The sequence below is a fragment of the Agrobacterium sp. 16-2014-1-2a genome, assembly GCF_053522705.1.
Genome location: NZ_JBNWBX010000006.1, coordinates 64326 through 76306, shown reverse-complemented (window position 1 = coordinate 76306; position 11981 = coordinate 64326). Strand labels below are relative to the sequence as shown.

Sequence of the window (11981 nt, the reverse complement as noted above, 5' to 3'; positions counted from 1 at the left end):
ACGACACAAATCAGTCTTGGCCAACCGGTTCGCCCGATTTCGACACGACGGTGGACCCGTACGGTTCTCGCGACGAAATAATCAACGCATCGTTCTGAAGCGGGCGGACAAGATGTTTTGCCTCGTCCCACGGCGCCCGCATCCAGATGTCCGTGTCCTCCTTCGTCAGCAACAGAACCGGCATGGCTTTCTCATGGATCGGTTTAACGAGATCGTTGGGGTCTGTGGTCAGAAAACCATAGAGGTCGTCGATCGTGAGTCCGTCCCGAACCTTCCGGACGCTCTTCCATTGCGGCACATGGATGCCGGCAAAAAACATCAGCGATTTCTCGTCATCGCGGGCAAACCAGGCATTGGGCACATTTCCGCCTTCCTCTCTGCTCGCCGGATCCGGTTCGGCGAAGCTGGTGACTGGGACAAGGCATCTGTGTTCGACGTCGAACCATCGCGTCCAGTGCGGGAAATTGAGCTTACGCACGTTTGTCGTGCCGCGGTCGGCCTCCATGCGGATTAGCTCCTCGAGATCAAATGGCTTGCCCTTGGCCGCGAGCTTCTCGGCCCTGGCTTTGGCCGCTTTCTCCAAGGCGAAGCGAGGGGACGGTAATCCCCATCGCGCATGCACAAGCTGCTTCTTGCCTTCCGCCGTGTTGCGGACGATCGGCCCCATTTGGTCGGGGTTCATCTGATAGGCTGGCATCAGGTTGATCAGGCTTTCGGCGTCCTGAGCCCATTTGGAGACCCAGTCCTTGTCTTCCATCCGATAAAGGTTGCACATGCTGGAAAGCCCTCCGCTTGAAGCAGATGCCGTGTGTTCACGGCATCGCGCCTACTTCGCTACTGGAGCCTGTAAACGTCGGCATTGTCTTGTCGTTCCCGCAATCCCTTGTAGGAAGCATGGCGTAGCTTGCCGTCCGCCGTCCAGGCCCGAAACTCGATCTCGGCAATCAAAGTCGGCTCGACCCAAACGATGTCTGCCTTTTCGGCATAGGGAACAGGCGGCTGTTTCCGATTCCAGCGCAGCCTGTCGATCATCTTGCGCAGCCTGTTCATCTCGGCTTGCCTGAAGCCCGTCCCGACGTTCCCGACATGAACGAGCTCGTCACCGCGATAGGCAGCAAGCACCAAAGAGCCGAAGCAGTCGGGAGATGCCGTCGATGGCTCGTAGCCAACAACCATGAAGGCTTCGCTCTTAACGCACTTGATCTTGACCCAGTCGCCGGTCCGGCCGGAGCGATAGGGTTGATCCAATTGCTTGCCGACAATGCCCTCGAGACCAAGGCTGCCAACGTGTTCCAGCAGGATCGCGGGATTGGCGTCAATGGTTTCCGAAAGGCGGATCGCGCCGTCGTGCCCCTTCAGCGTATCCTCGAGAAGATGCCGGCGCGAACGGTACTCCACGTTGCGCAGGTCATGGCCGTCGAGATAAATAAGATCGAACGCGTAGAGGATGGCGTCCGAAGCTCGGTTGCCAGCCGTCTTTCCAGACGCACCCAACGATTTCTGCAGCAGCCCGAAATCCGGCCGCCCTTCATCGTCAAGCACAACCGCCTCGCCATCAATGATCATCGTTGCCGGGCCAAGCGCCCGGGCAGCCTGCTCGATCGCCGGAAACCGGTGCGTCCAGTCATGGCCACCACGCGTGAGGATGCGGACCCCTGTCGGCTCGATATGGATAGCCAGGCGATAACCATCCCATTTCAGCTCCCAGCTCCATTGGTCGCCTTGTGGAGGGTGCGCCTTCAATTGGGCGAGCGCCGGCTCGACGCGATCGGGCATCGGATCAAACAGCAGCTGTGGCTGTGCGGGATTGCGCTTCCGACGCGGCTTTGACCGTAGCGGAGCTTCGGTATCACGAAGGAGCGGCTTTGATCTCGGTGGCTTCGTCATGCAAACGAGTTCAGCACGAAAACCTTAAGAAGATTGTGACGCCGTTCATCTATCCCCGCTATCCACCGTTTTAAACCCGACGGACGCAAGGGCTGCAAAAATTTCTGTTTCCCCTTACCTCCTTGAATCCTATTCGAATCTTCGACTTTGCTAATACTGGGATAATATTCCTCAACCATGTGGTGCTTGACTCTTTTGCATTACGAGAACAAACAATGAACATATAGCCCGTACGACATAATGTCGATCCTTTGAACACGACCTTGAAGGGAGCCGTGAACGATGACTGCTGCCCGCCAGAGGGTGATTTGCGACTTGCGAGACCGCATCGCGTCGATGGAAGGGGTATCCGCGAAGCGGGCCGGAACACTTTCTTTTGGCGTTTCCGAGATCGATGCGGCCTTGCCTGGCGGGGGCCTCGCCTATGGCGCGCTGCACGAGTTTGCAGGCGGTGGCTCCGGTACTGTCGATGGTGCAGCGGCCGCCCTTTGTGTTGCCGGCATTGCCGCAAGAACAAAAGGCCCCGTCATCTGGTGTCTGACGCGGCCGGATCTTTTTTTTCCAGCTCTTGCCCATGTGGGTCTGCATCCCGACCGCGTCATCTTTGTTGAATCCGACAAGGAAGAGGATGTGCTGGCCAATATGGAGGAGGGCCTTTCCTTCGGCGGACTTGGTGCCGTCGTCGGTGAACTTGTTCGCCTGCCTATGGTCAGTTCCCGCCGCCTGCAGCTTGCAGCCGAGCGAACCGGGACCATGGCGCTCGCGGTCCGCCGATGGCGGCGACAGACGGAGGCCAATGACTTTGGGCAGCCGACGGCCTCGACCACGCGGTGGCGTGTCAGCGTGATGCCGTCAGAGGAGTTGCCGGTACCCGGGGTGGGCAGACCTCAATGGTTTCTGGAATTGATGCGCGTGAAAGCGGGTGAGTGTGCTGAGTTTCTCGTGAGGGCGTGCGATGACAAGGGTCGTCTCGATCTATCTTCCGGATCTGCCGACGGATCGCATTCGTCGGGCCGATCCGTCTATTCCGCCTGAACAGCCAATCGCCGTGATCGCGAGAAGCGGTTCGAAGCGATGGGTGTCTGCTGCCGATCCGGCTGCCAGAAAAGCGGGCGTGCATGCCGGCATGGCGGCGGCAAAGGCGCAGTCGCTGTTTCGCGGCCTGATGCTGGTTGACGCAGATTCGCAAGCCGATCAAGCCGCGCTGGAGCGCATCACGCTCTGGGCGCTGACGATCTATTCGCCGATCGTCGCCGTCGACGGGATTGATGGTATCGTCATGGATACGGAAGGCGCCGATCATCTGCAGGGTGGTGAACTGCCGATGGTGACGAAGATCGCCAACCAGTTTCTTGCCCGAAAACTGACGGCGCGCGTGGCGGTTGCCGACAGCTGGGGTGCTGCCCATGCTTGCGCCCGCGCAATCAATCGCGAAACGATTGTCGTTCCTCCGGGCGAGACGGCCCGTGCCGTCGAAAAGCTGCCGATTTCGCTTCTGCGCCTGCCGTCAAAGATCGTCTCTGATCTGCGCATTCTCGGTTTCCAGACAATCGGCGAGCTTGCCAACACCCCGCGGGCGCCGCTGACATTGCGCTTCGGTCCGGAGGTCGGCCGCCGTCTCGACCAGATGCTCTGTCGTGTCGCCGAGCCGATCGAACCGATCCGGACCACAGAGCTGGTTGAAGTCTCCAAGGCCTTCGCCGAACCGATCGGGGCTGCGGAAACAATCAATAAATATGTTGGCCGTCTGGTCGTCCAACTCGTTGACGAACTCCAGAAGCGCGGGCTTGGCGTTCGCCGTGCCGACCTGATCGTCGAGAAGGTCGATGGCACGAGACAGGCCATCCGCGCCGGAACCGCCAGGCCCGCCCGAGATGTCGCCTGGCTGACAAAACTGTTTCGGGACCGGACGGAAAAGATCGAGCCGGGCTTCGGGATCGAAAAGCTGATCCTGCTCGCCGTGATAGCCGAGCCTCTCGAGGAGGCTCAGAAAGCCTCTGCTCTGGTCGAGGATGACGTCACCGATGTCACGCCGCTGATCGACCTCTATGGAAACCGGGGGCAGAGGGTCTATCGCGTCGCACCGGTCGCCTCCGATGTGCCGGAACGCTCTGTCCAGCGCATCAGCCCCGTCGCCGAACCGATCGCCGTTGCCTGGGTCAGCCATTGGCGCCGCCCCGTTCGTCTCTTGCCGAGACCTGAGTTGATCGAGGCGATCGCGCTGATGCCGGACCGGCCCCCAGTCTCCATCGTCTGGCGTGGCAAACGCCGCAAGGTCAAATGTGCCGACGGCCCGGAACGCATTTTCGGGGAATGGTGGCAGCGAGATGCCGAAATGGACGCCGTGCGCGACTATTTCGTCATCGAGGACGAATCCGGTGAGCGCCTTTGGGTGTTCCGCTCCGGCGACGGTATTGATCCGGATACCGGGTCACACCGCTGGTTCTGCCACGGGATATTCGCATGAGCTATGCCGAGCTCCAGGTCACGACACATTTTTCGTTTCTGCGTGGTGCCTCGTCGGCGCAGGAGTTGTTTGATACTGCAAAACTCCTTGGGATCAGTGCGATCGGCGTCGTCGATCGTAATTCGCTCGCAGGCATCGTCCGCGCCCTTGAAGCATCCCGAGCGACGGGTCTCCGCCTCGTCGTTGGCTGTCGCCTCGACCTCGCCGACGGTATGTCGTTGCTGGTCTATCCGATGGATCGTCCGGCATATTCGCGCCTGACCCGGCTCATCACGCTTGGCAAGTCGCGCGGCGGCAAGAACAACTGCATTCTGCACTGGGACGATGTCATGGCTTACTCGGAAGGCATGATCGGCATTCTGGTGCCGGATCTGCCGGACGCCACATGCGCCGCGCAGCTTCGCAAGTTGGCGCACGTTTTTGGTGATCGAGCCTATGTATCGCTTTGCCTGCGCCGGCGACCCAACGACCAGATGCGGCTCCATGAGATTTCCAACATGGCGGCACGGTTCAGGGTCAAAACCGTCGTCACCAATGACGTGCTGTTTCATGAGCCGGGTCGGCGGCAGTTGCAAGACATCGTTACCTGCATCAGGCACAATACCACGATCGACGATGTCGGCTTCGAGCGCGAGCGTCATGCCGACCGATATCTGAAGCCTCCGGAAGAAATGGCTCGCCTATTTCCGCGCTATCCGGAGGCCCTGGCACGAAGCATGGAGATCGTGCGTCGTTGCAAGTTCTCGCTTGAGGAACTGACCTACCAGTACCCGGAGGAAGCCATTGTGCCGGGCAAGGATGCGCAGGCCTCGCTGGAGCATTATGTCTGGGAATGCGCGCCTGACCGTTATCCGGAAGGCCTGCCACCGGATGTTTTAAAGACCGTTCGGCACGAGCTCGATCTCATCCGCACCATGAAATACGCGCCGTATTTTCTGACGGTGTTTTCGATCGTGCGCTTCGCCAGAAGCCAGGGCATTCTCTGTCAGGGCAGGGGATCGGCGGCCAACAGCGCTGTCTGCTATATTCTCGGCATCACATCGATCGACCCCTCGACCAATGACCTCCTGTTCGAGCGTTTCGTCAGCCAGGAACGCGACGAGCCACCGGATATCGATGTCGACTTCGAGCATGAACGGCGCGAGGAGGTCATCCAATGGATCTACAAGACCTACCGACATGACAAGGCAGCCCTCTGCGCCACCGTTACGCGGTATCGTGCCAAGGGAGCGATCCGCGATGTCGGCAAGGCGCTCGGCCTGCCGGAAGACGTGATCAAGGCGCTGTCATCAGGCATGTGGTCCTGGTCGGAGGAAGTGCCCGACCGAAATATCCGGGAACTCAACCTCAACCCCGACGACCGGCGCTTAGCGCTCACCCTGAAATTGGCGCAGCAGCTGATGGGGGCGCCGCGACATCTTGGCCAGCATCCTGGCGGCTTTGTCCTCACCCATGACCGGCTGGACGATCTCGTACCGATCGAGCCGGCGACGATGAAGGACCGCCAGATCATCGAATGGGACAAGGATGACGTCGAGGCGCTGAAGTTCATGAAGGTAGATGTGCTCGCACTCGGCATGCTCACCTGCATGGCAAAGGCGTTTCATCTCATCCGTGAGGATAAGGGCGAGAATCTCGATCTGTCTACGATCCAGCAGGAGGACGCAGCCACCTACGCAATGATCAGAAAAGCCGATACTCTCGGGACCTTCCAGATCGAAAGCCGCGCCCAGATGGCGATGTTGCCGCGCCTGAAACCCCGCACCTTCTACGATCTCGTCGTGCAGGTGGCGATCGTCCGGCCCGGTCCTATCCAGGGCGACATGGTGCACCCCTATCTTCGCCGCCGCGAAGGCAAGGAGCCGGTCGAATATCCCACACCCGAGCTTGAGGCCGTGCTCGGCAAGACGCTGGGCGTGCCGCTGTTTCAGGAGAGCGCCATGCGCGTCGCCATGGTCTGCGCCGGTTTTACCGGTGGCGAGGCCGACCAGCTGCGCAAGTCGATGGCGACCTTCAAGTTCACCGGCGGGGTCTCCCGCTTCAAGGAAAAACTCGTCTCCGGCATGGTCAAGAACGGTTATTCGGCGGAGTTCGCCGAAAAGACCTTTTCCCAGCTCGAAGGTTTCGGCAGCTACGGTTTTCCGGAAAGTCACGCGGCATCTTTTGCGCTGATCGCCTATGCATCGAACTACATCAAATGCCATTATCCGGATGTCTTTTGCGCGGCGCTTTTGAACAGTCAGCCGATGGGTTTTTATGCTCCAGCCCAGATCGTCGGTGATGCGATCAAGCATGGCGTCGAAGTGCGACCTGTGTGCGTCAACCGCTCGCGCTGGGACTGCACGCTGGAAAAAATCGGCAGCATTGATCGGCATGCTGTCCGGCTCGGATTTCGGCAGGTGAAGGGACTGGCTGTCGCTGACGCAGCGCGGATCGTGACGGCACGAATGAATAGTCCTTTCTTATCCGTCGATGACATGTGGCGCCGGTCCAGCGTGCCGACGGAGGCCCTTGTCCAGCTGGCAGAGGCCGATGCCTTTCTGCCATCGCTCAAACTCGAGAGGCGCGACGCGCTCTGGGCCATCAAGGCGCTGCGTGATGAGCCATTGCCGTTGTTTGCCGCCGCGACTGAGCGGGAGATGGCGGCAATTGCTGAGCAGCAGGAGCCGGAGGTCGCCCTTCGGCAGATGACGGACGGGCACAACGTCATCGAAGATTACAGCCATACGGGCTTGACGCTACGGCAGCATCCGGTTGCGTTCCTGCGCAGGGACCTGTCGGCACGCAACATCATCCTTTGTGCGGAGGCGATGAATGCTCGGGATGGGCGATGGGTTTATACTGCAGGTCTGGTGCTGGTGCGCCAGAAGCCCGGGTCGGCCAAGGGTGTCATGTTCATCACCATCGAGGACGAAACAGGCCCTGCCAACATCGTCGTCTGGCCGTCACTGTTCGAGAAGCGCAGGAGCGTGGTGCTCGGATCCTCGATGATGGCAATCAATGGGCGGATTCAGCGGGAAGGGGAGGTCGTGCATCTTGTCGCGCAGCAACTCTTCGACCTGTCAGCGGACCTTGTCGGTCTGGCTGATCGGGATACCGGGTTCAGGCTGCCGGCGGGGCGGGGCGACGAGTTTGCCCACGGCGGCGGCGGGCCGGATTCGCGTGATCGACAAAAGCCTGTTGTCCCGCGGGACATGTTCACACCCGATCTCCATATCGATACGCTGAAGATAAAAAGTCGGAATTTTCAGTGATTTTTCGCTATCCCGGGAGCCGCGTCGCTTGGCGTCCCTCGAGGGCCCCGCAGCATTTTTGGGAAAACAGTAGAGTTGGCGTGCAGCCATGGGTGCCACATCAGCGCGATAATTACCGAACGAGGCTGAGCATGTATGGGAGTGGGACGACAGCGCGCTCTACAGCGGCGAATGGTTCGAGATCGCCGAGGCATCCCACGACTACACGTTGGAGATACTGCCGCCGCTCTCGATCAAGGCCGGGATATTCGCCATGCGCGAATTCCCGAACGGTTTGGTCACCAGCATCCTCTTCTCTCTGCCGGTCGACGGGTGCATCCGGCACTTCCGCGGTTATTGCGACATGGCCGACAAGAGCTCGCCCGAACGCATGCAAAGCGCTGTCATCGAACGCGAATCCAGGCCCTCCCTTGTGATGACGCACGACGAGAAGCTGGAACATATCTGGTCGAGCACCGCCGACGATTATCGCGGTTATGCGGCGTAATCCCTCCGTCGATGGACTTTCGTGAACGCTCGCGCGACAGGAGGATGCAATCGCATCATTGCGTGCCCGTGCACATCTGCCGGGTGGCTCAGGCCAAACGGGACCACGAGCCGATAGTGACGTCGGCGGTTGTGATGACTGGGCAAGCTGCGGCTTGGACGTTGGATCGGCGCGGCCTGGCGCAGGTCTAGCGTGGTTTCCTCTCAGCTTCGGCATCCGAGGTTTGCCTCTGGCCGTTCCGTCCTTCGGTTTCGTGGCGTCTGAACCGGCGCCCGTTCGGTTCAAGGCCGCTGTCGCGCCGCGGGGCGGCCGGTCATGCCGCTCTCGACAAAGCAGGCACGCGGGCTTCGCAAGGGCTTGTCACCCCTGCTTGACCGCCTGCCTGCTTCGCTCGATCTGGCCTGCCCGGGCCCTGATCCGCCCGGATTGCGCCTGTTCCTTTCGACCGCACCGAAGGACAGAACGGCCAGGGGGCCGACACTTCGGCGAAGCAAAGGAGACCACCATGGCAAAGTCAGCAACCCAATCCCGTCAATCAATCCGCCAATCCGCCCGCGTCGTGCCGCTGCGCAGAGGCGCCACCCTCGAAATGGTCCGCCTTTCATGCCCCGATGAAACACAGGCGCTTCGGATCGCCGAAAGCTTCGGGATCGCCATTGTCGACAGCGATGGCATCCGTGGCATGCACGAGCGCCTGATCGTCGAAACCGCCACCGCACTTTCCGATGGCCTTGGCGACCGGGCGATGCAGATCCATCTGCAGCGCATCGTCGGGGCCTATGTCGGATCGGCCCATGGCGCCGGCCAGTTCTACTCCCGCGCCGTCACCGAGGCGCGGAACGCCACCGCCAAGAGCGCTGCGGATGCCCGCGACGAGGATCTCGACGGTCCGGTCGGCTATGAGAGCGCCGCCCAGCGCAAGCGCGAATTCGCAGCCGACATGGGCATCCAGGCACATGCGCTCAGAATGGCGGCCGTCGGCGCTGTCGCAGCCTATGAGCAGGTGGTGGGCGAAACATGGAAGCCCTTCGACCGGCCGGTCGAAAATCCCGGCCAGACGCTCGACCGCAAGGCGGCAGCAGTCCAGCTGTCAGCCTTCGAATAACATCCATCACGGCGAGGCTCCGGCCCCGCCTTTGTTTACGTCGACGAACGTGTCCTGTTCTCGTCAGCTCGAAGTAACGAGGGCCTGTGCCGGCCACCGCCTTCGGATCAACGACGGGACGCGACTTCAATGCGTCGACAGAAGGTCCCAACCTCAACCGCGCCGTTGCTAAGATTCCATCGGCTACCGTGCGGCAGAAAGTGGTCCTGCTGGCGAAGCCCTCGCATTGGCTGCGGATGAAGATCGGGAATCTGTCCATTGCGACCCCGTCCCGCCTTCGGTCTGCCGGGCCGAGGGTCTCGCGCAAGGGCTTCGCCCTCCTTCACGTTGTTACGGCGCGTTCCGCGTGCGCTCATCCCTGATCTCCCCGGCTTTTGACCGACGTGACGGGGTCGCGATGGTCGCGACCTCCGAAAACGGAGGTTCAAGGATATGAAAAGAAAAGGGCAGGGCGAGCGCGCCGATCTCTATGCGCGGATCACCGACAGGATCGTTGCGGATCTGGAAAAAAGCGTCCGTCCGTGGATGAAGCCCTGGTCGGCCGCAAATACGACCGGACGGATCACCCGGCCGCTGCGCCACAACGGCGAAGCCTATAGCGGTCTCAACGTGCTGCTGTTGTGGTCGGAGAGCACAGCGAGGGGCTATGTCTCGCCGACATGGATGACGTTCAAACAGGCCTTGCAGCTGGATGGAGCTGTTCGCAAGGGCGAGACCGGAACGACGGTCATCTATGCAAGCCGCTTCACCAAGTCGGAGACCGACAGCAATGGCGGCGAGGTGGAGCACGATATTCCGTTCCTTAAATCGTACACGGTGTTCAACGTGGCGCAGATCGACGGCCTGCCTGACCACTATCATGGCGTACCCGAACCGCTCCTGAGCCCGATCGAGCGCATCGGTCACGCCGACGAGTTCTTCCGCAATACCGGCGCAGTCATTCGGCACGGCGGCAACCAGGCATACTACTCTCCGGCCATGGACTATATCCAGATGCCACCGTTTGAAGCCTTCCGCGATGCCGCCGGGTATGCGGCAGTCCTCAGCCATGAGGCGACCCACTGGACGGCGGCAGAACATCGCGTGGGACGCGACCTGTCGCGCTATGCCAAGGACCGGACGGAGCGAGCGCGGGAAGAACTCATTGCCGAACTTGGCAGTTGCTTCCTCTGCGCTGACCTCGGTATCGCGCCGGAACTTGAGCCGCGGCCGGATCACGCGTCCTATCTGCAGTCATGGCTCTCGGTGCTGGCCAACGACAAACGGGCAATTTTCCAGGCGGCCGCGCATGCGCAGCGGGCGGTCAATTATCTCCACGGTCTTCAGCCAAGGGCGGATGCCTGCGCGACGAGGGAGGCAGTGTAATAGCGCCCCTCTCTTTTTGGAGCGTCCTTTGGTACTGCTCCCAAAATCTGAATCCGGGCAGCGCGGATTGACCGTTCGGGAGGAAAGCGAAGGCGATCTTGTTCCGTGCGGGCGCGAGCCAGTTTTGCTGCGACCGGCCCTCATGCGTTGCGCATCAGCAACAGGTCATGTTTGCGGATACGAGCAAGCATGGGCGACATGTGCCCGATTGAAAACCGGAGCCGCCATCGAGAAGGAAAGTTCGGCGACGCTCACCGGACTTGTCGCATTGGCCCGGCAATGCCCAAACGATCGATGTGGCCATTGCTGCCATCCATTCGGGCATAGGAAGTGGGCGCGGCCAACGCGGCCTCGATTTGACATGTCTGATCGAAGAGCGGCTGCGCCTCGATCGTTCTCCCGCAACGGCATCGCCCCCTTTCTTCCCCTGCGACCTGCGTTCGCATTCCTCGCGGTCCAAGAAAGCCGTCTCCCGCCGCCCTCCATTGCATTCCGGTCCCTTAAGGATGCGGTCCGATCGTCCCCGATCAGTTCGACAGTCATCGAGGACGCGATGGTCGCGGCCCGATCAAACCGAAAGGATCACGACAATGGCAATCATCGGCGAATTCACCACCAACGGCAACACCATCCTCGGCCACGTACGCACTCTGACGGTCTCCATGAAGGCCCGCCTGAACCCGATCGAACGCACATCCCGCGACGCTCCCGACTTCCGGATCATGTCCGGAGCGGCCGAAGTCGGCGCCGCCTGGAGCCAGGTTTCCGGCGACGGAGAGCCCTACATCTCGGTCAAGCTCGACGATCCGAGCTTTCCGGCCCCGATCAATGCGGCACTTTGGCCGACCGAGAGGGAAGGCGACTATACGTTGGTCTGGAACCGCCCGAAGCGCGACGCCTGATCAAAGACGAAGCCCTGCCGGAAACGGCGGGGCTTTTCCCTTGTTCAAACCAAGAAGGAACCGGGCATCTAGCCCGCTTCTTCTTCTGGTCGCGATACGGAGAGGCGGGGTCTGCTCAGAGTGACCAATCGTGCCGCGAGCAAATGCCGGCCTCAAGGACTTCGCGTGGCCCCCCGATTTTGCTTCCGCTCCGGTTCCCTGCGCTTCAACAAAACCGGCACCCCACTCGCCGCCTCTGGCGGTCGCCGACGCGATCCCTGACCCCGTCATTTCCTCACGCCCCGCGGCGTCATCTTTCTCAAACGTCAAGGAGATGACGATGTTACTGGAACAACATATCGAAGAACTGCGCGCCTTATCTTGACAGTCTGCACCGACTCTAGCGACTTGGCTACGTCGATGCGTATGCTGAGGGAAGGCGCTTTCCAGGCCGGTCGCAGCGCTCCCAAATAGCTGGCGGAGGCCGGCCTGGAGAGTGCCGGCGGCTCTAGCACCTCCCTTAGACGCGGGCTCC

Annotated in this window: 8 protein-coding genes and 1 pseudogene; 7 read left to right on the top strand and 2 right to left on the bottom strand. The window is 60.9% G+C overall.

Going from position 1 to position 11981, the window contains the following annotated elements; genetic code table 11:
* Nucleotides 1-10: 10 nt before the first annotated feature.
* Together ACQZ45_RS18075 and ligD are read right to left on the bottom strand one after the other, a co-directional pair.
* Nucleotides 11-775 (bottom strand): SOS response-associated peptidase, encoded by a 765-nt coding sequence (locus ACQZ45_RS18075; protein WP_013637314.1) that lies wholly within the window; start codon nt 773-775, stop codon nt 11-13.
* 59 nt (nt 776-834) lie between these two features.
* The gene (ligD, locus tag ACQZ45_RS18070) at nt 835-1887 is read right to left on the bottom strand and encodes a non-homologous end-joining DNA ligase (protein WP_142851341.1); all 1053 of its coding nucleotides are present in this window, start codon (nt 1885-1887) and stop codon (nt 835-837) included.
* Between the two features lie 282 nt (nt 1888-2169).
* On the opposite strand from ligD, the gene ACQZ45_RS18065 reads away from it, so the two are divergent.
* From ACQZ45_RS18065 to ACQZ45_RS18035, 7 genes and pseudogenes are all read left to right on the top strand, one after another.
* Nucleotides 2170-2922 carry an ImuA family protein gene (locus tag ACQZ45_RS18065; protein WP_060642157.1) on the top strand — a complete coding sequence of 251 codons (753 nt, stop codon included), beginning with the start codon at nt 2170-2172 and terminating at the stop codon, nt 2920-2922.
* Nucleotides 2843-4354, top strand: coding sequence for a Y-family DNA polymerase (locus tag ACQZ45_RS18060; RefSeq protein ID WP_161986929.1), 1512 nt, complete (start codon nt 2843-2845; stop codon nt 4352-4354). Before ACQZ45_RS18065 ends, ACQZ45_RS18060 begins: the two co-directional genes overlap by 80 nt.
* On the top strand, nt 4351-7608 hold the full coding sequence (locus tag ACQZ45_RS18055) for an error-prone DNA polymerase (RefSeq protein ID WP_448742400.1): 3258 nt from the start codon (nt 4351-4353) through the stop codon (nt 7606-7608). Before ACQZ45_RS18060 ends, ACQZ45_RS18055 begins: the two co-directional genes overlap by 4 nt.
* A gap of 136 nt (nt 7609-7744) precedes the next feature.
* Nucleotides 7745-8089 (top strand): annotated as a pseudogene (locus ACQZ45_RS18050) (DUF1419 domain-containing protein); the annotation flags it as partial.
* A gap of 511 nt (nt 8090-8600) precedes the next feature.
* On the top strand, nt 8601-9200 hold the full coding sequence (locus ACQZ45_RS18045) for a hypothetical protein (protein WP_076846236.1): 600 nt from the start codon (nt 8601-8603) through the stop codon (nt 9198-9200).
* A 432-nt stretch (nt 9201-9632) separates the two neighbouring features.
* The gene (locus tag ACQZ45_RS18040) at nt 9633-10565 is read left to right on the top strand and encodes an ArdC family protein (RefSeq protein WP_313593961.1); all 933 of its coding nucleotides are present in this window, start codon (nt 9633-9635) and stop codon (nt 10563-10565) included.
* Nucleotides 10566-11155: 590 nt separating this feature from the next.
* Nucleotides 11156-11467: a DUF736 domain-containing protein gene (locus tag ACQZ45_RS18035; protein WP_003517402.1), complete on the top strand. Its 312-nt coding sequence runs from the start codon at nt 11156-11158 to the stop codon at nt 11465-11467.
* Nucleotides 11468-11981 lie beyond the last annotated feature (514 nt).